Consider the following 23404-nt stretch of genomic DNA (forward strand, 5'->3'; position numbering starts at 1 on the left):
GTCAATCGCCTTTAGTGCTCGCGCAAAGGCAAATCCGGTTGTCCTTCAGGCGACAGCCGGGCCGCGTACCGTTAAAATCCGGCAGATCCCTGGAAAATCATTGGATGAACCCCTCATTGAACCAGTATGCTTTTGCTGAAGGTTTCCATGAAAAATCTTAACGTTGAATAAAGACACGCAAAAGTATGTCAATTTTATTCTATGCAATTTAAATAAAAAACCCGCCGTTTGACCGGCGGGTTGATGCTTTAGTATGCTGTAATGCCTGCTTATTCGCTTGCGGCTTCTTCAGCGTCCATGCCAGCCGCCGGAGCGACGATGGTGGCGATGGTGAAGTCGCGGTCGGTGATGACCGGGCTGGTGCCAGCCGGCAGCTTGACAGCGGAGATGTGGATGCTGTCGCCAACCTTGAGGCCCGCGAGGTCAACCGTCAGGGCTTCCGGAATGTTGTTGGCCGGAACATGCAGTTCCACGTCGTGGCGAACGATGTTCAGCACGGCGCCGGTCTTGATGGCGGACTTCTCTTCGTTGATGAAGTGAACCGGAACGGCAACCGTGACCTGGCTGTCGGCAGACACGCGCAGGAAATCGACATGCATGGTGAAATCGCGTACCGGATCAAGCTGGTAATCCTTCGGCAGAACGCGGATCTTTTCGCCATTGACGTCGATGGTGGCGACCGTGGTCATGAAACCGCCGCCATGAATGCGCTTTGTCACCTCATTGGTGTTGAGCGCGATGGAAATCGGGGCCTGCTTGTCACCATAGATGACAGCGGGAATGAGACCGTTGCGGCGAAGTTCACGGGAGGACCCCTTACCAACCCGTTCGCGCGTTTCGGCCTTGAGCTCGTAGGATGCGTGGCTCATGGCATTTCCTTTCAATGTTGTTTGGAGAGCCGCATGGTGCAGTGTCTGCGCCCATGAAGCTTGAAGCGATGATGACGTTACCGGGATCAGGGCTTCATCCGCGTTGCCTCCAAGGGTGTCTGCGCGGACGGGGGCGCTATAATATAATCGGGCCGCAAAGGCAAGGCCGTTTGCCCTGCTGAGAAAGGATTGGTCAAGGCTCTGCTGCCGCTCTTGCGGTTTTGCGCGCTCAGGTTCATCTTATCACGCGATGATGCCGTGGCTGACAGGATAGAAGAAAACCATGCCGAAACGGCCAAGGCATGAACAATTGCTTTGGGAGGAGCATATGAACATCGCCACGACCCACGCCGATAAAGTCTATTCCACTGCCATGGCTGCGTCCAAGGCGGCGTCATCGCCGCTTGCGGCATCGTGGCGGCGTTGCCTTGATCTTTACCGTCTCGATCCCGGGCAGCCCTCGCAGCCTGAAGGGGTGGATGCGCCCGCCTTCCGTGAAGCGCGCGAGCGTATGGGCCACCTGATCGCGATATCGGCAGAGGAAATGGACCGGCTGTTCCATGTGGCCGGGCGCTCCGGTTGCTGCCTGGTTCTGGCCGACCGCAACGGCATCGTGCTCGAAAGGCGGTCGATGGCCGGCGACGACAAGGATTTTCATGCCCATGGTCTTGGCCTGCAGCGGGTGTGGAGTGAGGCGAGCGTCGGCACCAACGGCATTGGCACGGCGCTGGCCGATGAACGACCGGTGGTGATCGAGCGTGACCAGCATTTCCTGAGCGCCAATGGGGCGCTGACCTGCGCCACCGCGCCAATCCGCGATCATCGTGGGCAGGTGATGGCGGCGCTGGATATTTCGACCTGCCGCCGCGACATTAACGACATGGCCGTCACCATGCTGGCGCAGGCCATCCGCGATGCGGCCCAGCGGGTGGAAATCGCCCTGTTTCGCGCTGCCTTTTCCGGTGCACGCATCGTCATGGCCGGTCCGTCTGCCTCGTCTGCCGCGCTTCTGGCCGTGGATGGTGACGATCTGGTGCTGGGTGCAACCCGGGCGGCGCGGCTGTCTCTCGGCATTGATGACAAGCGCATTGCTCTTGGCCTGCCGGCTGCTGATGCGCTGAAGGAGCAGGATGCAAGCGCCGAAGACCTGCGCGAAGCCGAGCGTTCCGCCCTTCGCAGGGCGCTGTCACGCACCGGTGGCAATGTTTCCCAGGCGGCCCAGCTTCTTGGCATCAGCCGTGCCACCATCCATCGTAAATTGAAACGCTTCGGTTTGCATTAGGGCGTGTTGAAACTGTGTCAACGCTGAGACACTGTGCATTGCGGTATGGCTTCGCCTGTCTGGTGTGATGTCCGTCTACCGCCCATCTTGGTGATCAGAATGCTTCTTGATCCGCAACGGCTCATGACGCATCCGCTTTTTGGGAGGAAGACATCATGAATATTCAGGTGCAGACCACCGGCTCGACTCCGTTCAAGCTGAAATACGGCAATTTCATCGGTGGCGAATGGCGCGATCCGGTTGGTGGCCGCTATTTCGACAACACCACCCCGGTGACAGGCGGCAAGCTCTGCGAAGTCGCCCGCTCAGACGAGCGCGACATCAATCTGGCGCTGGACGCAGCGCACGCAGCCAAGGACCAATGGGGCAAGACGCCGGTCACCGAGCGTTCCAACCTGCTGCTCAAGATTGCTGACCGGATGGAAAGCAATCTCGAACTGCTTGCCCGTGCCGAGACCTGGGACAATGGCAAGCCGCTGCGCGAAACCATGGCCGCCGATATTCCGCTGGCCATCGACCATTTCCGCTATTTCGCTGCCTGCGTGCGCGCTCAGGAAGGCTCAATCGGCGAGATCGATCATGACACGGTTGCCTATCATTTCCATGAGCCGCTCGGCGTTGTCGGTCAGATCATTCCGTGGAATTTCCCGATCCTGATGGCTGCCTGGAAACTTGCTCCCGCCCTTGCTGCCGGCAATTGCGTGGTGCTGAAGCCCGCCGAACAGACGCCGGCCTCGATCCTCGTCTGGGCCGAACTGATTGCCGATCTCCTGCCACCCGGCGTGCTCAACATCGTCAATGGTTTCGGCCTTGAAGCCGGCAAGCCGCTGGCGTCCAGCCCGCGCATTGCCAAGATCGCCTTTACCGGTGAAACCTCAACCGGGCGGCTGATCATGCAATATGCCAGCCAGAACCTCATTCCGGTCACGCTGGAACTCGGCGGCAAATCGCCGAACATCTTCTTCGAGGATGTTATGCGCGAGGATGACGATTATCTCGACAAGGCGCTCGAAGGTTTTGCCATGTTCGCCCTCAATCAGGGCGAGGTCTGCACCTGCCCCAGCCGTGCGCTGGTGCATGAAAAGATCTATGACCGCTTCATGGAAAAGGCCGTCAAGCGGGTCGAAGCCATCGTGCAGGGCCATCCGCTCGATATGAGCACGATGATCGGCGCGCAGGCCTCCAGCGAGCAGCTCGAAAAAATCCTCTCCTATCTCGACATCGGTCGTCAGGAAGGGGCCGAGGTTCTGACCGGCGGCGAGCGCAATACGCTCTCCGGTGAGCTTGCCGGCGGCTATTACGTCAAGCCGACCGTGTTCAAGGGCCATAACAAGATGCGCATCTTCCAGGAGGAAATCTTCGGCCCGGTCGTTTCCGTCGCCACCTTCAAGGATGAGGATGAGGCGCTCGCCATCGCCAACGACACGCTTTACGGCCTCGGCGCCGGTGTCTGGAGCCGTGACGCCAACACCTGCTATCGCTTCGGTCGCAACATCCATGCCGGTCGCGTCTGGACCAATTGCTACCATGCCTATCCGGCCCATGCCGCCTTCGGTGGCTATAAGCAGTCGGGTATCGGTCGCGAAACCCACAAGATGATGCTCGATCACTACCAGCAGACCAAGAATATGCTGGTCAGTTACAGCCCCAAAGCTCTTGGCTTCTTCTAAACCCGCCGATATTCGCGTCTGGAGGGGCTGCAAATGGCAATGCGCTGCGCTTCCGGTGCTCACGTACTTTAGTACGCTCCGCTCCGGTTCTCGCGCATCACCATTTTCGCCACCTCCAGCCGCGAATCTCGACGGGTTTAACTGTCGAGTGCGGGGCTTTAAAGAGCTTTCGGACGGCGGGAGGTTTGAGCCTCCTGCCTCTTCTCCCCAGTGGGGAGAAGGTGGCGCCCTTTTTTAGTATGGCGCCCTTTTTTAGTATAAAGATGGGCGGATGAGGGGGCGGTGCAGCCGAGTCCGATGTCCTTACGTTAGATGGGAAGTAGTCATGGACGCGATTTCGGAAGGCGAACCACGAGTCATTGCCACGGATGCGGCAGTGGCGTTGATCCGCGAGATCCGTCAGGATTATCCGCAGATCCTCTTCCACCAGTCCGGCGGCTGTTGTGATGGGTCGTCGCCCATGTGCTATCCCGCCGATGATTACATCGTCGGCGATACCGATGTGAAACTGGGCGAGATCGACGGTGTGCCCTTTTACATTCACCAGAGCCAGTATGATGTCTGGAAGCACACACAGTTGATCATTGATGTCGTGCCGGGCCGTGGCGGCATGTTTTCGCTCGACAATGGCCGCGAGCGGCGCTTTCTCACCCGCTCGAAGCTTTTCAACGGCGATATCTGCCCTTTGCCGGGACGATAAGTCTGACTGATCGTCTCAGTCGAACAGGCTCGAGACCGAGGCTTCCGAACTGGTGCGGTTGATCGCTTCACCGAGCAGACTAGCCGTGCTCAGCACCCGGATGTTATGCGCCGATTGCACCGCCGTGGTCGGCTGGATGGAATCGGTGATCACCAGTTCGCGCAGTTTGGAGGAGGTGACGCGGGTGACCGCACCGCCCGACAGCACGCCATGGGTAATATAGGCGGTGACGCTGGTTGCGCCGCGGTTCAGCAGCGCTTCGGCCGCATTGCAGAGTGTGCCGCCGGAATCGACGATATCGTCGATCAGGATGCAGTCCTTGCCCTCGACATCGCCGATAATGTTCATCACTTCGGACTCGCCCGGCCGGTCGCGGCGCTTGTCGACGATGGCGAGCAGACAGTCGAGCCGCTTGGCGAGTGCACGCGCACGAACGACGCCGCCGACATCCGGCGAGACGACCATGACATTTTCGAGATTGTAATGGTCCTTGACGTCACGGGCCAGAACCGGCGCGGCAAAGAGATTGTCGGTCGGAATATCGAAGAAGCCCTGGATCTGACCGGCGTGCAGGTCAAGCGTCAGAACGCGGTCTGCGCCGGCTTCGGTAATCAGATTGGCCACCAGCTTGGCCGAGATCGGCGTGCGGCCGGAGGCGCGGCGATCCTGACGGGCATAGCCGAAATAGGGCAGAACCGCCGTGATGCGCCGTGCCGAGGACCGGCGGAAGGCATCGATCATGATCAGCAGTTCCATCAGGTGGTCATTGGTCGGGAATGAGGTGGACTGGACGATGAATACGTCCTCGCCGCGCACGTTTTCCTGAATTTCTACGAAAATTTCCTGATCCGCAAAGCGGCGGACAGTGGCTTTTCCGAGGGGAAGATTGAGATATTTGCAGATGGATTCCGCGAGTTGCCGGTTTGAATTGCCTGCGAAGACCTTCATCTATGCCCGCCTGTAAAACGCTGGCGCAGGTGCCTTCGGGCCTGAACGTGCCGGAAGAAGGCATCATGCGGCAGATGTGAAACCGTGACCGCTATCCTGTGGCCATGGACTGGCCGGACTGTCATGCGCGCGTTTTAGCGTTCCTGCCCCTGAATGCAAGTGGTTTAACAGGGTGATCCTGCAATTTCACGGGTAAAACGCAAAGCGGTTAATGAGCGTCTCATCCGCTCTGGCCATTTCGCCAGCCAATATAGGCTGCAAGCGTGCGGTTGGCGATGTTGCGCATGGTTGCAGCCGGCACGGCTTGCCAGGGATCGGAGGCTTTTTCTGCCACCTCTTCCTCGCCCTGAATGCGATGCAGGCGGTTGCCCTGCGGATCGAGCACATCCCAAACATAGACGACATGAGTCCTGCCGCCGTCGGGATAGGCGGTGAAATAGCCTTTCAGCACATGCGGGGCGTTCTTGCCCTTTTCGGTGATGATCGTCAGACCCTTCTGACGGGCATCCCGGCCCAGTTCTTCGGCAAGCGGAGTCAGGGCGCTGGCCGGTGCGCCGATGATCGGCAGAAAGCTGATCGTTTCACCCTTTGGCGCGGTGGCGTCAAGAGAGGCAAGCCGGGTTTCCGATGTCTCAGGCTCGGCCCGGCCCTTGTCTGCCACGGGCTGCCTGTGCGGGTGTTCGTCCGGCTGTCCTGGAGAGGCGCGGGCTTCGAGCGGGGCGGAGGCTACCGGATTATAACCGTTCTGCAGGGCATCGGCCTGGGCTTCCAATGAGTTTTGCGGTTCTCTTTCCAGTTGTTCCGGTGCTTCGGTGCGGGACGCGGTCTGTGTTGGCGGCGCAGAATAAACCGTTTGCGGCTGCGAATAAGCGGTCGCGCCGGGAATGGCTTCCGGCGGCAGCGGAGCGCGATGGGCGATCGCCTCATTCTGGCGCATGGCTGTCTGCATGTCGGCATCGGTCAACGGCTTGCTGATCGATCCGCTGGTGCCCACATCGAGCGGCGGCGTCAGTCCGTCCGAGACTGAGCAGGCCTGCAAGGCTACAAGCGTGGCGAAGGCCACAAAGCATTTCCAGGAAAAGTGCGCAGCGGTTTTCCGTCCGGAAATGCGCAAGACCAAAAACCCCGGGCATTTCCAGGAAAAGTGCGTAGCGGTTTTCCGTCCGGAAATGCGCAAGACCGAAGAATGGGAGCGCCGATCTGATGAAATCAGATCAAAGAGCGCTCTCATCGTGCAGGCCGGGCTTTTCATCAGGCTCTCCCGCAGCAAAGGACATATTCAGCGGCAGGATCGCAAAATTGTGTTCAGGAAAAGTTAAATTGATTGCGCCTCAAACTTGAACGATCAAATCCAGTCCGTGACGGGAAAGTGGTCTTGGGTCTGCCTCTGTGGTCAGATAGGTCCGGCCCAGTGTCATGGCGACGCCGTTTTCGGAATCCATCACGATGATATGCGGAAAAAGCACCATGCCCGGGAGGATCGGCTCGTCATTTCCGGCATAAAACATCTGATGTTCCATCCAGGAGGGGGCAAAACGTGCCCCGAGTGCATAGCCGCAGGCATTCAGCCGGTGCCGCGTCAAGCCATGCGTCTCCAGCACCTGGGCGTGGCGCTGGAATACCTCGGCAAAGCTGTGGCCGGGGGTGAGCACAGCTTCCATTTCGGCAATGGCATCACGGCAGGCGGCGTATATCTCGCGATGGCGTTGTGACGCCGCGCCAATCAGCACCGTGCGCATCATTGCCGCGTGGTAATGGCCATAGACGCCAGCCCATTCCAGCGTCAGCTGGTCCTGCGCGTCAAGCCTGCGGCGACCGGATTTGTAGCGGCAGAGCAGGGCATCCGTTCCGGAGCCGATGATGAATTCATTGGCGGCGTAATCGCCGCCACCGGCCAGAACCGCGCTCTGCATGGCGGCGAGAATGGCTGCTTCATCCGCGCCGGGCGCAATCAGCGGCAGGACGGCGTCCAGCGCGTCATCGGCCAGTGCCGCGGCTTTTTCGGTGAGCGCGATTTCCGCCGGGCTTTTGATCAGCCTGAGTGTGCTGACCAGATAGGAAGCATCCACCAGCTTGCCGAAACTGGAAAGCTGGTTATCGATCAGCCGGGCGTTGCGCCCAGTCATGCCATGGGTGTCATATTCGATGCCGATGCGGCAGCCGAGAAGATCAAGATCGACCAGCAGATCCTTGAGATCCATGGTCGGGTCTGCCTGGGCGCGATCCACCCAGATGGCAATATTGTCGATGATCGAGGTTTGGCGGGCCTGTCTGAGATCGGGCGAGCGGGTCAGAAGCGTCATCCGGCCATCGGCGGTGACCACCAGCGTCTGAAAGAAGCAGAAGCCGAAACTGTCATAGCCAGTCAGCCAGTACATGCTTTCCTGGGCAAAGAGCAGCAGGGCGTCGAGCTTTTCCTCCGCCATGCGGGTGGTGAGCCGCGCCATGCGGTCTGCATATTCCTCACGGGTGAAGCGGGGCGTCATGCTCATGCCTCCCGGATGGTGATGGCGGAAATCTGGCGTCCGTAATCCGGCTCTCCGGCATGGGTGGTGCGGCGATAGGAATAGAAGCGGTCAGGTTCGCCATAGGTGCAGATGTTCAGCGCTTCGGCCTTGACGCCCGCCTGCAGCAGCCGGCTCACCGTCAGGCCGGGGAGGTCGAACATGGCATGGCCTGCCTTGGAAGAGGGCTGGAAAAACCGCTCATAAGCCGGATCATGGGCCAGAAACCGCTCGACGAATTCCGGCCCGACCTCATAGGCGCTCCGGCTGATCGAGGGGCCAAGGGCGGCATGGATGGTATCGCGATGGCTACCAAGGGCTTCCATGGCGGCGATGGTGTTTTCCAGAACCCCGGTCAGTGCGCCCTTCCATCCGGCATGGGCTGCGCCAATCACCCGGTTTTCAGGATCGGCAAACAGGATCGGCCCACAATCGGCGCTCAGGACACCGAGAACAAGGCCGGGTGTTGCTGTGACCATGGCGTCAACCTGTGGCCGGGTGTCGCCAAAAGCCTCCGTCACCGTTACCACATCGGGAGAATGGACCTGATGCACGCTCACCAGCCGCTCTTCGCCAAGCCCGAAATGACCGGCGACGCGGCTGCGATTTTCCATCACCGCCTCGCGTTGATCCTTCGACCCCAGCCCGACATTGAGCCCCCGGTATATGCCGTCCGAGACCCCGCCCTGGCGGGTGAAATAGCCATGGAGGATGCCATTTGCGGCAAGCCCCGACAGGAGGCTGCTCGTCAGCGGTTGTGGTGAGTCGGCGCTGAAAAAGGCGGTCATCTGCATGTCCTTCTGCTGACAACAGGTCTCAAGGATGTGTGCTGGCGGCTCAGAAAGGCAAGCCCGACGGTCTTTGGTTCACTCAGACATTGCGAAAAGGTGCCAGCGCCACGGCGGGGCTGGACACGGCCAGCACCTTGAACAATTCACCCATCCGGCCTTCGCCGGCGCCTGCCAGACGTTGCACCGCCTCGACGATCTCCTGCTGGGTCGCCTCGTCCTTGCTGCGGCCAAGCGCCTCGGCACGGTCTTTCAGCCCGAGGCCAAAGAGAAAATCGCCCTGACGCAGGCAGCCATTCACCGTCACACCCGCCGCAAGGGCGGTGCGGGCCAGATCCTCGAAATCCACATGGCTGGTCAGATCGGCAATGCCGGGACTGGCCAGTGGCGGGTCATAATCATGCGCCTTCAGCGCCTGCAAGGTGTCGCCGAAACCGGTGGCAATATGGCCGTAATCGATGATCAGCGCCGTGCCGCCTTCGATTTTCAGCCGTTCGCACATGGCGGTCATGACTGCACGGCGGGCAGGGGCAAACTCGAAGATGGCGCCATCGGGCTGTTGTGCCGCGCCTTCCGGCAATTGCGCCGGATCGAGCGTGGCCACCCCTGTGGTGAAGATCAGTTCGTCGTCGAGGCCGAGACTGACCATGCGTTCGAGAAAGCGCGAACCGGTCTTGACGAATTGCCGGATCGGGATGGCGTCGAACAGCTCATTGGCCACCACCAGCACGAAACCGGGCGGCACCTCGTCGAAACTGTCGTGCCAGGCGATTTTTTCCACATGGGCTTCCAGCGTCTGGCGCTGAATGCCGCGCAGCCTTTCGCTGGTTTCCACCAGATGCACGCTGCTGTCGCGGTAAAGATCGGGTGCAAGGCGCGCAATCACGCGCAGCATGTCGCTCATCATCGTACCGCGACCGGGGCCGACCTCGGCCAGCCGGACCGGTGCCGGCAGACCATGGCGCTGCCAGGCATGGACGATGAAGACGCCGATCATCTCGCCGAAGAGCTGGCTGATTTCCGGCGCGGTGATGAAATCGCCCGCTGTGCCGAAGGGTTCACGCGTGCGGTAATAGCCGAATTCCGGATCGGCCAGGCACAGCGCAAAGTAATCGGTCACGCTCAAGGGACCGTTCATACGGATCAGGCTTTTGATCTTTTCGCCAAGCGCGGTGGTCATGCACAGCTTTCCCGGTTCATTGTGTCTGGCTGGGTTGCTGGGTGGGGCTTTGGCGGGCAGCCCGCATGGCGCGCCAGGCGGCCCAGATGCCCAGCGCCAGCATGGGAGTGGACAGCACCATGCCCATGGTCAGCCAGCCGCCATAAAGATAGCCCAATTGGGGATCGGGCTCGCGGAAGAATTCCGAGGTGATCCGGGCTGTGCCATAAAAGAAGATGAAGATGCCGCTCAACAGGCCGGGCTTGCGGGTAACGCCGAAAAGCCGGGCCGAGACCTGCACGATGGTAAAAAGCACGATACCCTCAAGACCTGCCTCATAAAGCTGGCTCGGATGGCGTGGAAAAGGCCCGCCGGTGGGAAACACCATCGCCCAGGGAACATCGGTCGGGCGGCCCCACAATTCGCCATTGATGAAATTGGCGATACGGCCGAAAAACAGGCCGATCGGCGCAACGCTCGCCACCAGATCGAACAGCATCCAGGCAGGAAGGCCGTGACGGCGGCAGAACAGGATCATCGCCAGTGTCGCCCCTGCAAGTCCGCCGTGGAAGGACATGCCGCCATGCCAGACTTCGACGGCCAGGATCGGATCGGCCAGCACCGGATCGAGATTATAAAAGAGGATATAACCGATGCGCCCGCCAAAGACGATGCCGATGGCGGCCCAGACGAGAAAATCGTCGAGATGCTGGGCCGTGATCGGGGTATAATTGTTCGGCCAGAGCTTCGGCGTGGCAATCATGCGCCGCGCCAGAAACCAGCCCAGGAGAATGCCGGTGACATAGGCCAAGCCATACCAGCGTATGTCAATGGGCCCGATGGCGATCGCCACCGGATCGATCTGAGGATAGGGGAGAATGGCGAAAAGTCTGGCAGCGTCGATCAAGGGCATTCTTTCACTGGTTTGAGCGGAAAATGGAGGGATAGGGCCATGGGGTCAAGATGAATCTGACGTTCAAGCGGGTGCGGGATCAACTTGTCCGGGGAAATTTGTCTTGCAAGCCTGCCATGGAATGCCTACCTCAGACATGATCGAGTTTTGACCCTCCGGGTCTTGAAAGCCCTCACGCGCAGGAGCATGAAAATGAGCGCCGGAAACAATCGCTTCATGGATGATTTCGCCAAATTGATGACCGATGCCGCCGGCATGGCGCAGGGCTTCCGGCAGGAGGCCGAAACCGCCATGCAGGCCCAGGCGCAGCGCTGGCTGAATGGCCTTGATGTCGTGAGCCGCGAAGAGTTTGATGTGGTGCGCGAGATGGCGGTGAAGGCGCTCGACGAAAATGAAGCGCTGCGCGCCCGCATCGATGCGCTGGAAGCAAAACTCGCCGACACTGGAGCATAATCCGTCCGGAAATGCTCTCAGGGGTGAGGCCGGGTCGCGATTCACCCTTTGACTGCATCATTGCTGAAATCGGGTGAGATTGTAGGTGAAAATCATGCAGCAGATGAAACGTGTTCCAGCGGGTTTTGTGCGCCATATTGGGCGCACGGCGCTGTAATATGCCAGGGCTATTTAAGCTGTGGTCTCCGGACGTTTCAGTCCTGCATGAGAACAACTGAAACGTCCTTACTTTTCTGTTTTTGTGTGTTGGCGACGGAAAGCCCGTCTTCACGTTCTCAAGCCCATGTTGAAACGGCCGCGCAAGATGCGGCCGTTTCAACATGGGCTTTGCAAAGCGCGAAAGCATTGCCAGAACAGCGTGATTCTTATCGACGATACGGTCGCCCGCTACTCTTTTCGCGATGATTTTCACCTTATCCCACCCTGTCCACAGGGCCTGCGGTTATGCTTAACGTTTGGTTACAATTTTTTTTCCACATGGGGACAGTGGCAAAAAAGGCAGACGGCAGAGTCGCTTAAGCCCCGTTTCCGATAATCGGAACAAAGACCTGTCCACAGTGACGAAGCGCAAAAGTCAGGCTCGGGGGCTGGCGCAGGACTCCTCTCGTTATAGACTGATTTTAAATGATGATTCGACACGAACCCGGCAAGCTTCGGGCAGGGTGCCAAGCGCATCCTGGGGGGTATCGGGTGTCATGCAATGTTTGGTTTCCGGTTCTTGTAAGTCATGTGTTGCGTCGTGGTTATCCCGCCGCCACAGGCGGTTCCGGTTGAAAAGGTGCCGTATGAACCTATTGGATTTGCAGATTGAGCGTCAGTCGAACCCGGTTGATATGATCGAGTTCGTGGCGAGCAACAATGACTGGTCTTTCGAGCGGTCATGCGAGGATGAAATTGCCATGACCGTTGAGGGGCGTTGGGCCGCCTATCACGTGTCTTTTTCCTGGATGGAGGAACGGGAGGCCCTGCATATGGCCTGCGCCTTCGATCTGCGCGTGCCGGATAACCGCCTGAATGAAGTGGTGAAGCTGTTATCGCTGATCAACGGTCAGGTGTTGATGGGCCATTTCGATCTTTGGCGGCAGGAGGATGTGGCGATTTTCCGCCAGTCGCTGCTTCTGTCAGGCGGTGCTGAGCCGAACAACCAGCAGGTGGAAGTGCTGCTGGCCAATGCGGTTGAAGCCTGCGAGGCCTATTTCGAAGCCTTTCAATATGTGATCTGGTCGGGTCTCGACGCCCGCTCTGCGATCGATGCGGTTCTTTTTGAAACCGTTGGGGAAGCCTGAGAATGGATATGGGGTCGATCGTTCTGGTGGGGGCTGGCAATATGGGCGGCGCCATGCTGTCCAGATGGCTTTCAAGCGGGGTTGCTGGTGCGAATCTGCTGGTGATCGATCCAGGGCCGAAGCCGGCACTTCTTGCCGAGATCGAAGCGGCGGGCGCTCGCCATGCGACCACTGTTCCCGATGGTGTGACGGGCTCTATTGTATTTCTGGCGCTCAAGCCGCAGGTGATGGAAGCTGTTCTGCCATCGCTGACATCGTTGGTCGGTGCTGACACGGTTGTCGTTTCCGTTGCTGCAGGCAAGACGCTGGCCTTCATGGAAAGCCATTTGGGCAGGGCTGCCATGGTGCGCGCCATGCCCAACACGCCCGCCATGGTCGGGCGCGGCATCACCGGCGCCTTTGCCAACAGCCTGGTCAACGCGGAAAAGCGGCAGGCGGTCGAGACATTGCTCAAGGTCAGCGGTCCGGTCGAATGGGTGGCGGATGAGGCCGATATCGATGCAGTGACTGCGCTTTCCGGCAGCGGTCCTGCCTATGTTTTCTATCTCGTGGAGTGCATGGCGGAGGCGGGCCGCAAACTGGGCCTGCCGGCGGACCTCGCCATGCGCCTCGCGCGGGAAACCGTCGCGGGGGCTGGTGAATTGCTGCACCAGTCCCCCGATGACGCTACGACATTGCGTCGCAACGTGACCTCGCCCGGTGGCACCACGGCGGCCGCACTAGGCGTGCTGATGGCGGAAGGTGCCATGCAACCGTTGTTCGATCAGGCGCTTGCGGCTGCGCGCAAACGGGCGGAGGAACTGGCCTCTTGAGCGCGCCGGAAAACTCCTCAGGACAGATCACCTATGGTGATTTCGACAGGGTCGATATCCGCGTCGGCACGATCGTCGAGGCCGAGGTTTTTCCTGAAGCGCGCAAGCCGGCCTACAAGCTGCGGATCGATTTCGGCCCCGAGATCGGCATCAAACGATCATCGGCGCAGATCACCGTGCATTATACGCCGGAAACGCTTGTTGGACGGCAGGTGCTGGCGGTGGTGAATTTCCCGCCGCGTCAGATTGGGCCGGTGCGTTCCGAGGTGTTGACACTGGGTTTCGAGGACGAAAACGGCGCCATCGTGCTGGCCTCCGTTACCGGACCGGTGCCGAACGGCAGAAAAATGATGTGACGCCTGTTTTACACCGGAACACGAACTGTCGCTCGCAGGCCGCCAAGCGGGCTGTCTGACAGCGTGACATTGCCGCCATGGCTGCGGGCAATGTCACGGGCAATGGCAAGGCCAAGGCCGGTGCCGGTGGCGTCCAGATTGCGCGCTTCATCCAGACGGAAAAACGGCTTGAACACATCCTCACGTGATTGTGCGGGAATGCCGGGACCATCATCGTCGAATGTAACAGTCAGCCATTTGGCGCCGTGGCGGATATCCACTTCGACGTGATTGGCATAGCGGCGGCCATTGGCGGCAAGATTGCCGATCAACCGCCAGAAAGCATGAGGCCGCACGATGATCTCCGCATTGCCCTGAAGCTCATAACGGAAGCTTTTGCCGTGCAGAGCGTAGTCATCGGCGATGCGGTTCATCATATCGTTGAGATTGAGGGGGCCGAAATCCTCTTCTGCCTCGCCGCGGGCAAAGGCCATATAGCCTTCCAGCATAGACTGCATTGCATCGACATCCTCGTTCAAGGGTTCCAGATCGGGATTGTCGCCGGAAAGCGCCAGTTGCAACTTGAAACGGGTGAGAATGGTGCGCAGATCGTGGCTGACCCCGGTGAGCATGGCGGTGCGCTGCTCCATCTGCCGCTCGATCCTTTCGCGCATCAGCATGAAGGCGAGACCCGCGCGGCGGATTTCATCGGCACCGCGAGGGCTGAAATTTTCAGGGGCAGGCTGGCCCTTGCCGAAGCTTTCGGCTGCCGCCGCCAGCGCGAGGATCGGCCGGATCTGGCCGCGCAGAAACAGCGTGGCGATGATGATCAGCACCAGAGACGTGCCATACATCCACACGAGAAAGATATGGCTGTTCGAGGCATAAGCCTGGCTGCGGCGGGTGAAGATGCGCAGGATGTGGTCGCCGAGCTTGATGCGGATTTCGATCAGCGGCGAATCGCCCAATGTATCGATCCAGAAGGGACGCTTGATCTGATTGCGCAATTCATCGCTCAGAACCTGATCGAGGATGGAGAAGAAGGGTTTCGGGCGTGGTGCGGGCAGGTCGCCGCCCTTTTCCAAAGAGGCGATCAGCCCCATCCGGTCGCGCGCCATGGTCAAAATCCTGTCCTTGTCGTTCGGATAGGCTTCGAGCAGATCGATGATTGAGGCGATGTCATGGGTGACGGCGGCGGAAAGCCGTTGTGTGACGAGCTGCCAGTGACGCTCCATGAAGACGAAGAGCAGCACAGTCTGAAGGATCAGCATCGGCAGAATGATGATCAGCAGGGTGCGGGCGTAAAGCCCGGTCGGAAACTGCCGTCTGAGCCAGCGGCTAAACCAGCGCAGCTCCAGCCTCGGCAGGCGGCGCTGCGTGTCTTTAAACCGTCCGATGGCTTCGATCAGGGTCATGATGCATCCTGCCATATAAAGAGTGGTGGTCGCCCGTTCGGAGAGGGGCCACAGCTATGATGGCATTCATAATAACCAAAGATGGCGAATTACGGAAATCCGGCTGCAGCATCGGTGTTGTTCAGTCGCGGCTCAGCCTGTAGCCGATGCCGCGCACGGTTTGCAGCCAGACGGGATTGGCCGGGTCTTCTTCGATCTTGCGACGCAGCCGGTTGATCTGCACATCGATGGTGCGCTCGCCGACCTCGGCATCCTCGCCGACCAGTTCATGCCGGGGAATGGTATCGCCGGCGCGGCTGGCAAACAGCATCATGATATCCTGTTCGCGATCGGTGAGGTGAATGGTCTCTGCCCCTTTGCGCAATTCCTTGCGCACCAGCGAAAATGTATAAGGGCCGAAAATGACCTGATCGATTTTCGGGCCATTATTGCTGTTGCGCTTGAGGATATTGTTGATCCGCAGCACCAGTTCACGCGGGTCGAAAGGTTTTGCCAGATAGTCGTCGGCGCCGGCTTCCAGCCCGGCAATGCGGGAATCCGCCTCGGAGCGGGCGGTCAGCAAAATGACGGGCGTCAATTTCTGCTCGCTCAGCGACTGGGTAAGCGACAGGCCGTTTTCGCCGGGCATCATCACGTCGAGCACGATGAGATCGAAACGGATCCCTGACAGCTTTCGCCGGGCCTCCTGCGCATCGGCGGCAACCGAAATGCGAAAACCCTGTTCCGTCAGGAACCGGTGCAGCAGTTCGCGGATACGCTTGTCATCATCCACCACCAGAAGATGGGGAGCGTCGTCGGTCAGTTCGGGTTTCTTCATGCCGTATCGCTCTCCTTTTCCGGGGTGGCGGCGGTGTCCCTGCTGCGCATGGCGGCAAGAAAGCGGCGTACCGCCAGCTTCTGGTCGTCGCTTAATCCCTCCAGTGCCGCAGCGATGCGCTGCGATTGCGGGGCAGACAGTGCCAGTGACAATTCCCGTCCGGCAAGTGTGGGATAAAGCCGGCGCTGCCTGCGGTCGGCCGGGCCGGTCATCTGGCGTATGTAACCGGCATCGATCAGTTCCTTCAGCACACGCGCCAGGCTCTGCTTGGTGATTCTTAGAGTCGCCAGCAGATCGGCCACCGTCATGCCCGGCTGGCGGTTGACGAAATGCACGACACGATGATGGGCGCGGCCATAACCAATGGTTTCCAGAATATCGTCCGGGTCCGAGATAAAGTCGCGATAGGCGAAAAACAGAAGTTCGATCATTTCGAAATCGATGGATTTGTCGTCCACCTGCGGCAATTGCGGCAATTTTTTCCGGACTGCTGCCGCCGCCGATGATTTCTGCACGATAAGGTTTCCTTCAAGGGTTTGTCGCATCTTCACTCTTTGACCACGTCCGCCTTCTGGCCTCAAGCGGTTGTTTCTCTGCTCAAACGCAAAATTCTGGGTAAAATTAAGCCCTGTGATGGTATGAACAAGAAAAAACCGTCTTTTGCCCGCGTCTGGGGGTCAAACTGAAAAAATGCACGAATCGTCGTGGGTATGAAACCATTTGACGTTTCATGCATTTGTGCTGGAAACAGCGTAGTTTCACACCTGTGCCACGGTAGAACCGGATGTCCGTTATCGGGTCATGGTCGCAGATGGGAAACGAGCAGGCATTGTCGTGAGTAAGCGGCTTGAGCGCGTCTCAAGCCTCAGATATTAGCGCATGTCACGACCGTAAGCCGCTTCACAGCGTTGCGCGACATGCTTCAAGGGGCACAGGGCCCACCGGAGAGGGACAATGAGCGAGATCAGTCAGGCTACCGGACCATCTCTGGTGGAAGACAGTGTTGAAAACCGTCTCAAGCCGGTGATGATCGTGGTTTTCACGGTCAAATTGCTGGTGGCTGCGCTTTTGATCGGCAATCTTTTCGCGCCGTCCTTGACCTCAGCCGAGGCCGATATGCCGGTTTCGTCTGCCGCCCTTCACTGAGAAGGCGGCGCGCGCCTCTTGTCGCCGTACAGTCTGGTGCATGGGCCATCTTTTCCAAATGCGTCTCATGGTTTAAGTCCCTGTTGTGGGCGCAGGTCAAACAAGGGAAGAGCGCATGGGTGAGTTACAGGCCGCGATCATTCCGGTGACGCCGTTTCAGCAGAATTGCACGCTGTTTTTCGACAAGGACAGCCGGGAAGGCGTTGTGGTCGATCCCGGTGGTGATGTCGACAATATTCTGGAAGCCATCGCAAAACAGGGCGTGACCTTGAAGGAAATCTGGATCACTCATGGCCATCTCGACCATGCCGGTGGCGCGATGGATCTCAAAGACGCGCTGAATGTGCCGATCATCGGCCCTCATGAGGATGACAAGGTGTTGCTGGATGCGCTGGAAGGCCAAAGCGCCCGCTTCAACCTGCCGATGAAGCTTCGCAATGTCACACCGGACCGGTTCCTCAAGGACGGCGATACCGTCAGTTTTTCCGGCCATGTGTTCGAAGTCTATCACTGTCCGGGCCATGCGCCGGGGCATGTCATCTTTTTCAATCGCGCATTACGCTTTGCCCATCTCGGCGATGTGCTTTTCAACGGTTCGATTGGCCGCACCGATCTTCCCGGCGGCAATCATCAGCAATTGCTGACATCGATCCGAGACAAGGTTCTGCCGCTTGGCGACGATGTCGGCTTTATCTGCGGCCATGGACCGGGCAGCCGGATTGGCGATGAGCGGCGCAACAATCCGTTTCTCACCGGGCTTTGATCAGGGCAGACAGACGCAATAAAAAAACCCGGCAAAACTTGCCGGGCCGCTGGGCGAATTGAATATGCGCGAACGAGGCAATCAGCCTGCGATTTGCAGATTGACAGCCTTTGGTCCTTTGCCGCGGCGGTCCGGTTCCGTATCGAAGCTCACTTTCTGGTTTTCAGTCAGACCAGAAAGACCGGAAGCCTGTACGGCGGAGATGTGAACGAAGATGTCGGCACCGCCATTGTCCGGCTTGATAAAGCCGAAGCCCTTGTCGGTGTTGAAGAATTTTACAATGCCAGTTTCGGCCATGCGTCAGGTCCTTTTCTCTCTGTCCGGGATCGGCGGACAGCATTGCTCATGCCCCTCATAGGGTTGTTGGAGGCAGTATCGCATGTCAAGGAAAGGGTCCCTGCTACCGCACCCGGCCTGATCTGATGGTCTGCCCATCCATTTTCACCCGGTGCCCGGAACTTCTGCGTCTCCGGTGCCTATGACAAGAGTGGTCTTTCCGCGCAAGCGAGCTGCCCGAACGCGGCAAGAGTGCTTGGTTTATCGAAAATTGGCAAGCAAAAGTTTTCTTAACCTTTGCGGCATGATAAGTCCGGTTCTGGTTGGTCTTCATGCCTGAAAAGGACCGGTTAGCAGGGTTTTTGCTAAAAATATGAATTTTTCTATTGTAGGCGATGCAAATTTACCGCCGATCGGCTTTGCGCAGGATAAAGTTTGCGGAGGCGGTTTTTTCGCTTCCTCTTAAAATTTATGTCTCGACAGGTCTGTTTTTGTATAATTCCGGCACAAGTTCGACCGTCAGCATGGCCAGAAACAACAGTGCACAGCCAACATAGCCGATGACGGGCAGGGTTTCGTGCAGGATCAGGGCACCGAGAAGAGCGCCAAACAGCGCTTCGGAAGACATGAAGATCGCGGCCTGAGAGGCCGAAGTGTAGCGTTGTCCGATGATTTGCAGGCTGAAGGCGAAGCCGCTGGAAAACAGGCCGCCATAAAGCACCTGGGTAAGGCTTGCATGAATATCGGCAAGTGAGATCGGTTCAAGCGCGGCCCCGGCCATGGTTCCGAGAATAGCGCAGATGAGAAACTGGATGCCGGCGAGCGTCAGCGGGCGGGGCGTGGTGATCATCATCCGGCCGGTCATCAGGATCTGCACGGAAAACAGGGCGGCGCAAAGAATCGTCAGCAGATCGCCTTCGGCCATGCCGGACAGAGAACCGCCATTGAGCAGCAAAATCCCGAAAAGAGCCATGAGGGCCGAGGGCCAGACCACCCAATGGGGTCTGACATTCAGCACCAGCACCGACAGAACCGGAACGATCACCACATAAAGCCCGGTGAGAAAACTGGCATTGGTGACGGTCGTGGTTTTCAGACCGAACTGCTGGGCCGTCTGGGCAGCAAACAGGCTGAGGCCGATCAAGGCGAAGCCTATGATTTCCCGGCGTGTCATAGGCTTGTGGCTTTTGCGGCTTTCCATCAGGGCAAAAGGCAGGACGGAAGCAAAAGCCAGGCCAAAGCGTATAGCATTGAACCAGTTGGCACCCAGATGCGCCATGGCGGTGGACTGGGCAACAAAGCCGCCGCCCCAAATGGCAGCAGCCAGCAACAGCATCAGATTGGCCTGAAACCGGCTCATGACGGTGTTATCCTCGAAAACAGTTCCCGCAAGCCCATGGGCTTCTGCGATAGAGGCGGCGCAAGGGAAGAAAAAGACGAATCCTCAGCAGGAGGCCATAGACCAAAATCACCGGAGTGGCAAATCGTTTCCTACTGAAGGTTGCGTTGTCTGGTTGTCCAGGCCCTGACCTATGTTAAAAGAGAACGAGCAATCCCGGTTGCCGTCAAGGAGCGCACGCGCCTGTCTTCGTTATGACTGGTTGTCGTTGCGGTTGGGCGGTGTGCGGTTGATCCAGGCCACGCAAAAACCGATGACGCAGATTACCGCCAACAGCCGTCTGTCGCTCAATGCCGAAAGATAGGCAGGAACGCTGACCGGGGCGAGGCCGGAGGCGCTGTCATGAACCTCGTCGGCGCGCTTTTGCATCAACCGGTAATCGCCAGCGCTCTGGGCGATGCTGCCGGTTTCCATCGGGTCGATGGCATTCGAGGTTATTGCGGGTTCATCTGCCAGTGCCTGCGGCACGGTGAATGCATACACGCCGAGCGTGACCATCATCGCCATGGCGATGCCTGCTATCCTCAGCCGCTGCATTGTCATCATCCCTCTCATGACGTTTCCGCGGACGGGGTCAGCCGGTTTATGGCCTTGCCGATACGGTCACACAATTTCTGTAAGCGCATGTTCATGCGGGTGCTTTGACGACTGGAAGACGGTCTGAACCCATCGCTTGGGCCTTGCCCCTCTTGATCGCCTGAAGTTGATAAAAGCCGGTGGAAATGGTCTGTTGCGCGACAAAAATGTGGCACTGCACCGCAAAAAATATGGCAATCCTGTGGCGGGTTAACCTTTGGCGGCAAAGCGGGTTAACGGTGCCCTTCAAGCCGGCAAAAGTGTCACGGTAAGACGAAAAGCAAGGGCATATGCGCTTTGCGCTTGAAACCTTCGATATGAATTGTCATAGAGCTGTAACCTGAAGCCCTGTGGAAAAGGGTTTCCATATGTTCAACAGCTTCAGGACCAATCAAATGGCTTTTCTTGCCGATGCTCTTTCCCGTGTTAAGCCTTCAGCAACCATTGCAGTCTCGCAGAAAGCCCGCGAACTGAAAGCCAAAGGCCGCGACGTGATCGGTCTTGGTGCTGGCGAACCGGATTTCGATACGCCGGACAATATCAAGCAGGCGGCGATTGCCGCAATCAATCGCGGCGAGACGAAATATACGCCGATTTCCGGCATTCCCGAACTGCGCAAGGCGATTGCCGAGAAGTTCAAGCGTGAGAACGGCCTTGATTACAAGCCGGAACAGACGATTGTCGGCACCGGCGGCAAGCAGATCCTGTTCAACGCCTTCATGGCAACGCTCAATGCGGGCGATGAAGTGGTGATTCCCGCACCCTACTGGGTTTCCTATCCCGAGATGGTCTCCATCTGCGGCGGCACCCCGGTCTTCGTTGCGGCCAAGCAGGAAAACAATTTCAAGCTGACGGCAGAGGAACTGGAAAAGGCGATCACGCCAAAGACCAAGTGGTTCATCTTCAACTCGCCGTCCAACCCGTCGGGTGCTGCCTATAGCCATGACGAGCTCAAGGCGCTGACCGATGTGCTGATGCGCCACGAGCATGTCTGGGTTTTGACCGACGACATGTATGAGCATCTGACCTTCGGCGATTTCAAATTCGTCACCCCTGTGGAAGTCGAGCCGAAGCTTTACGATCGTACGCTGACGATGAACGGTGTTTCCAAGGCCTATGCCATGACCGGCTGGCGTATCGGCTATGCTGCGGGTCCGCTGCCGCTGATCAAGGCGATGGACATGATCCAGGGGCAGCAGACCTCCGGCGCCTGCTCGATTGCCCAGTGGGCGGCTGTTGAAGCGCTGAACGGCACGCAGGATTTCATTCCGCAAAACAAGAAGATCTTTGAAGCTCGCCGCGATCTGGTCGTGTCCATGCTCAATCAGGCCAAGGGGCTTTCCTGCCCGACGCCGGAAGGTGCATTCTACGTCTATCCTTCCTGCGCCGGGCTGATCGGCAAGACGGCGCCGTCGGGCAAGGTGATCGAGACCGACGAGGATTTCGTCACCGAACTTCTGGAAACGGAAGGCGTGGCCGTGGTGCACGGTTCGGCCTTTGGTCTCGGCCCGAATTTCCGCATCTCCTATGCCACGGCGGACGATCTGCTCGAAGAGGCCTGCAAGCGCATCCAGCGCTTCTGCAACGATTGCCGTTAACCTGCATCGTCTGTGCGTTTTATCAAACGCACCGACGATGTTGTAACACTTTAGAGCATTTCACCCTTTTCTCGGGACAATGCTCTCAATCGATTCCGATTTAAGGAATAACGAAAAAAGCGGGGTGATTTTCACCCCGCTTTTTTAATTGGTTTTAATTCTTGTTCAGGCCTTTGGTGCTGCCTGTTTTGCAACTGGTGCCGGAACAGGCGTTGGTTTGGGTCCAAACGCTGGCGCGAAATGGGTGTCACGCTCCCGGTAAAGCGCGGGCAGGGCCAGCAACGAGACGCAGAAGATGGCGATTGCCGTCTTGGTGAGTTCGTTGAACGGGCCGATGCGTCCGTCGATATAGCGCACGGCAAAGACGATCAGCACATGCCAGACATAGACATGCAATGAATGGCGGCCGATCAGTTGCAGAAAACTCAGACTGAAGACGCGGTTGACGACGGCGGAGGCCTTCTGCACGAAAACGCTGCCATAGGCGGGACCGGCAATCAGCAGCCAGGCGACCAGTGCGCCCAGAGCGGCGAAATTGATCAGATAGACCGGGCCGAGATCGCTGCGCACTTCCATGGTGGTGAATTTGTGCAGCACATAATCCGGCAAGATCCCATGCGCCGTCATGATGCGCAGCGGCATGAAGAAGAGCAGTATCGCCAGTGCCACTTTCGGCAGAAGCGTGTTTTCCGGGGTAAACACTTTCTTCCACTCGATGGTGCCGGTGGCGGCAAGGCTGCCAACAATCAGTCCGCCAAAGAAGACGATCTGCCAGCCCAGCAGGTTGAAGCTTGAGCGGATGCCTTCGGTTTCGTTGGCGTGCAGGAAATGATCGATCGGTGTCGTGACCAGCATGTGCAGGCCAAGCTGACCGGCCATCCACACCAGCAGCGAGCCGATGGCCACACCGAGCCAGCGTCCGGTGATGCAGAAATAGATCAGAATCGGGGCAAACAGCATGTAGACGATATATTGCGGCAGAATGTCCATGAAGGTCGGCTGGAACAGGAAGGTCGCAATCGAGCCCATGCGCAGCGGATCGTCGAGATGGGTTTCGCCCAGCCAGTCATGCCAGATCTGCGTTGAGCCGGGCAGGACGAAGCGGGCCGCCAGCACAATCAGGATGATGCCCATCGCATAGCGGTACAGTTCGAAGGCGCGCGCCCAGATCTTTTTACGCGCCGCCGCATAGCCGTTTTTCAGCATCTTCTTGCCATAGACAAGGCCAACCAACAGGCCCGACATGAAGACGAAGCCCTGTGCGTCCTCAACGAAGACGAGATTGCGCTGATTGACCTGCACCAGCAGGTAATCGCCGGTGAAGATCAGGTGATTGAGCATCATGAAAACGAGGAAATAGCCTCGCATTCCGTCAAGTACGTCGAGTCTCTTCACTGGGCGACTCCGTTTCGGTCTGGGGTCCTGAACGCAGGTTCAGATCTGCTTGATTTGCGATTCTGGCAAATGAACGGCGGACCCGTGGTTCAACCTTCACATGACATAAATGTAATTATTCAATATAAGGAATATCCATCGGCTCAAACGCCGACGTTGTACCATTCCTTTCCACGGAAACGCCCGTCACCCGTTCAGGTTCCCCGCACACTGGAGATGAATCGCGTTTCGCACTTGCAACATAATCCACTTTTTGAGGCAAGAGAATCGTCTTTGTGGTCTGGAATGTTATTTATCAAG

25 protein-coding genes are annotated in these 23404 nt (G+C 58.3%); 11 read left to right on the forward strand and 14 right to left on the reverse strand.

Annotation, left to right across the window (positions count from 1 at the left end; translation table 11 throughout):
- Nucleotides 1-269 precede the first annotated feature (269 nt).
- Nucleotides 270-869, reverse strand: a complete 600-nt coding sequence (locus tag NAC44_RS02640) for a 50S ribosomal protein L25/general stress protein Ctc (RefSeq protein WP_250937486.1) — start codon at nucleotides 867-869, stop codon at nucleotides 270-272.
- 328 nt (nucleotides 870-1197) lie between these two features.
- Here NAC44_RS02640 and NAC44_RS02645 point away from each other — a divergent pair, with 328 nt between their 5' ends.
- From NAC44_RS02645 to NAC44_RS02655, 3 genes are all read left to right on the forward strand, one after another.
- Nucleotides 1198-2151, forward strand: coding sequence for a helix-turn-helix domain-containing protein (locus NAC44_RS02645; protein ID WP_250937487.1), 954 nt, complete (start codon nucleotides 1198-1200; stop codon nucleotides 2149-2151).
- 155 nt (nucleotides 2152-2306) lie between these two features.
- Nucleotides 2307-3821, forward strand: coding sequence for an aldehyde dehydrogenase (adh, locus tag NAC44_RS02650; RefSeq protein WP_250937488.1), 1515 nt, complete (start codon nucleotides 2307-2309; stop codon nucleotides 3819-3821).
- Nucleotides 3822-4155: 334 nt separating this feature from the next.
- Complete coding sequence (locus NAC44_RS02655; protein WP_250937632.1) at nucleotides 4156-4521, forward strand: DUF779 domain-containing protein; 366 nt, start codon at nucleotides 4156-4158, stop codon at nucleotides 4519-4521.
- A gap of 15 nt (nucleotides 4522-4536) precedes the next feature.
- On the opposite strand, the gene NAC44_RS02660 is transcribed toward NAC44_RS02655, so the two are convergent.
- The gene (locus tag NAC44_RS02660) at nucleotides 4537-5469 is read right to left on the reverse strand and encodes a ribose-phosphate pyrophosphokinase (protein WP_250937489.1); all 933 of its coding nucleotides are present in this window, start codon (nucleotides 5467-5469) and stop codon (nucleotides 4537-4539) included.
- A gap of 220 nt (nucleotides 5470-5689) precedes the next feature.
- On the reverse strand, nucleotides 5690-6532 hold the full coding sequence (locus NAC44_RS02665; RefSeq protein ID WP_250937490.1) for a hypothetical protein: 843 nt from the start codon (nucleotides 6530-6532) through the stop codon (nucleotides 5690-5692).
- On the opposite strand from NAC44_RS02665, the gene NAC44_RS02670 reads away from it, so the two are divergent.
- Nucleotides 6519-6788 carry a hypothetical protein gene (locus NAC44_RS02670; RefSeq protein WP_250937491.1) on the forward strand — a complete coding sequence of 90 codons (270 nt, stop codon included), beginning with the start codon at nucleotides 6519-6521 and terminating at the stop codon, nucleotides 6786-6788. The genes NAC44_RS02665 and NAC44_RS02670 overlap by 14 nt on opposite strands.
- 12 nt (nucleotides 6789-6800) lie before the next feature.
- Here the strand turns inward: NAC44_RS02670 and NAC44_RS02675 are convergent, their stop codons facing one another.
- The 4 genes from NAC44_RS02675 to lgt form a co-directional block, all read right to left on the reverse strand.
- Nucleotides 6801-7955 (reverse strand): M24 family metallopeptidase, encoded by a 1155-nt coding sequence (locus NAC44_RS02675; protein ID WP_250937633.1) that lies wholly within the window; start codon nucleotides 7953-7955, stop codon nucleotides 6801-6803.
- Between the two features lie 2 nt (nucleotides 7956-7957).
- Entirely contained in the window at nucleotides 7958-8767 is an 810-nt protein-coding gene (pgeF, locus tag NAC44_RS02680) for a peptidoglycan editing factor PgeF (protein WP_420839841.1), read from the reverse strand.
- Nucleotides 8768-8843: 76 nt separating this feature from the next.
- On the reverse strand, nucleotides 8844-9941 hold the full coding sequence (locus NAC44_RS02685) for a class I SAM-dependent methyltransferase (RefSeq protein WP_250937495.1): 1098 nt from the start codon (nucleotides 9939-9941) through the stop codon (nucleotides 8844-8846).
- Nucleotides 9942-9957: 16 nt separating this feature from the next.
- Nucleotides 9958-10827 (reverse strand): prolipoprotein diacylglyceryl transferase, encoded by an 870-nt coding sequence (gene lgt / locus NAC44_RS02690; protein WP_420839854.1) that lies wholly within the window; start codon nucleotides 10825-10827, stop codon nucleotides 9958-9960.
- Nucleotides 10828-11025: 198 nt separating this feature from the next.
- Here lgt and NAC44_RS02695 point away from each other — a divergent pair, with 198 nt between their 5' ends.
- The 4 genes from NAC44_RS02695 (at nucleotide 11026) to NAC44_RS02710 (ending at nucleotide 13740) form a co-directional block, all read left to right on the forward strand.
- Nucleotides 11026-11286, forward strand: coding sequence for an accessory factor UbiK family protein (locus tag NAC44_RS02695; RefSeq protein WP_250937499.1), 261 nt, complete (start codon nucleotides 11026-11028; stop codon nucleotides 11284-11286).
- 785 nt (nucleotides 11287-12071) lie between these two features.
- Nucleotides 12072-12572 carry a type III secretion system chaperone family protein gene (locus NAC44_RS02700; RefSeq protein WP_250937501.1) on the forward strand — a complete coding sequence of 167 codons (501 nt, stop codon included), beginning with the start codon at nucleotides 12072-12074 and terminating at the stop codon, nucleotides 12570-12572.
- 2 nt (nucleotides 12573-12574) lie between these two features.
- Nucleotides 12575-13384, forward strand: a complete 810-nt coding sequence (proC, locus tag NAC44_RS02705) for a pyrroline-5-carboxylate reductase (RefSeq protein ID WP_250937503.1) — start codon at nucleotides 12575-12577, stop codon at nucleotides 13382-13384.
- The gene (locus NAC44_RS02710) at nucleotides 13381-13740 is read left to right on the forward strand and encodes a tRNA-binding protein (protein ID WP_250937505.1); all 360 of its coding nucleotides are present in this window, start codon (nucleotides 13381-13383) and stop codon (nucleotides 13738-13740) included. The genes proC and NAC44_RS02710 overlap by 4 nt, the downstream gene beginning before the upstream one ends.
- Before the next feature lie 8 nt (nucleotides 13741-13748).
- Here NAC44_RS02710 and NAC44_RS02715 read toward each other — a convergent pair whose 3' ends face one another.
- The 3 genes from NAC44_RS02715 to NAC44_RS02725 form a co-directional block, all read right to left on the reverse strand.
- On the reverse strand, nucleotides 13749-15134 hold the full coding sequence (locus NAC44_RS02715) for an ATP-binding protein (RefSeq protein WP_250937507.1): 1386 nt from the start codon (nucleotides 15132-15134) through the stop codon (nucleotides 13749-13751).
- 121 nt (nucleotides 15135-15255) lie between these two features.
- On the reverse strand, nucleotides 15256-15951 hold the full coding sequence (locus NAC44_RS02720; protein ID WP_250937509.1) for a response regulator: 696 nt from the start codon (nucleotides 15949-15951) through the stop codon (nucleotides 15256-15258).
- Entirely contained in the window at nucleotides 15948-16382 is a 435-nt protein-coding gene (locus tag NAC44_RS02725) for a MarR family winged helix-turn-helix transcriptional regulator (RefSeq protein WP_420839855.1), read from the reverse strand. The genes NAC44_RS02720 and NAC44_RS02725 overlap by 4 nt, the downstream gene beginning before the upstream one ends.
- Before the next feature lie 523 nt (nucleotides 16383-16905).
- Between NAC44_RS02725 and NAC44_RS02730 the strand changes: the two genes are divergently transcribed.
- Together NAC44_RS02730 and NAC44_RS02735 are read left to right on the forward strand one after the other, a co-directional pair.
- Nucleotides 16906-17097, forward strand: coding sequence for a hypothetical protein (locus NAC44_RS02730; protein ID WP_250937513.1), 192 nt, complete (start codon nucleotides 16906-16908; stop codon nucleotides 17095-17097).
- 115 nt (nucleotides 17098-17212) lie between these two features.
- The gene (locus NAC44_RS02735) at nucleotides 17213-17860 is read left to right on the forward strand and encodes an MBL fold metallo-hydrolase (RefSeq protein WP_250937514.1); all 648 of its coding nucleotides are present in this window, start codon (nucleotides 17213-17215) and stop codon (nucleotides 17858-17860) included.
- An 81-nt stretch (nucleotides 17861-17941) separates the two neighbouring features.
- On the opposite strand, the gene NAC44_RS02740 is transcribed toward NAC44_RS02735, so the two are convergent.
- From NAC44_RS02740 to NAC44_RS02750, 3 genes are all read right to left on the reverse strand, one after another.
- The gene (locus NAC44_RS02740) at nucleotides 17942-18157 is read right to left on the reverse strand and encodes a cold-shock protein (RefSeq protein ID WP_133314438.1); all 216 of its coding nucleotides are present in this window, start codon (nucleotides 18155-18157) and stop codon (nucleotides 17942-17944) included.
- 448 nt (nucleotides 18158-18605) lie between these two features.
- Complete coding sequence (locus NAC44_RS02745; protein ID WP_250937516.1) at nucleotides 18606-19496, reverse strand: DMT family transporter; 891 nt, start codon at nucleotides 19494-19496, stop codon at nucleotides 18606-18608.
- A 231-nt stretch (nucleotides 19497-19727) separates the two neighbouring features.
- Nucleotides 19728-20078 carry a hypothetical protein gene (locus NAC44_RS02750; RefSeq protein WP_250937518.1) on the reverse strand — a complete coding sequence of 117 codons (351 nt, stop codon included), beginning with the start codon at nucleotides 20076-20078 and terminating at the stop codon, nucleotides 19728-19730.
- A 428-nt stretch (nucleotides 20079-20506) separates the two neighbouring features.
- On the opposite strand from NAC44_RS02750, the gene NAC44_RS02755 reads away from it, so the two are divergent.
- Nucleotides 20507-21709 (forward strand): pyridoxal phosphate-dependent aminotransferase, encoded by a 1203-nt coding sequence (locus tag NAC44_RS02755; RefSeq protein WP_250937520.1) that lies wholly within the window; start codon nucleotides 20507-20509, stop codon nucleotides 21707-21709.
- Nucleotides 21710-21874: 165 nt separating this feature from the next.
- Here the strand turns inward: NAC44_RS02755 and NAC44_RS02760 are convergent, their stop codons facing one another.
- Nucleotides 21875-23104 (reverse strand): OpgC family protein, encoded by a 1230-nt coding sequence (locus NAC44_RS02760; RefSeq protein WP_250937522.1) that lies wholly within the window; start codon nucleotides 23102-23104, stop codon nucleotides 21875-21877.
- Between the last annotated feature and the right edge of the window lie 300 nt (nucleotides 23105-23404).

The sequence above is a fragment of the Allorhizobium sonneratiae genome, assembly GCF_023700755.1.
In the GTDB taxonomy this organism is placed as follows: domain Bacteria; phylum Pseudomonadota; class Alphaproteobacteria; order Rhizobiales; family Rhizobiaceae; genus Allorhizobium; species Allorhizobium sonneratiae.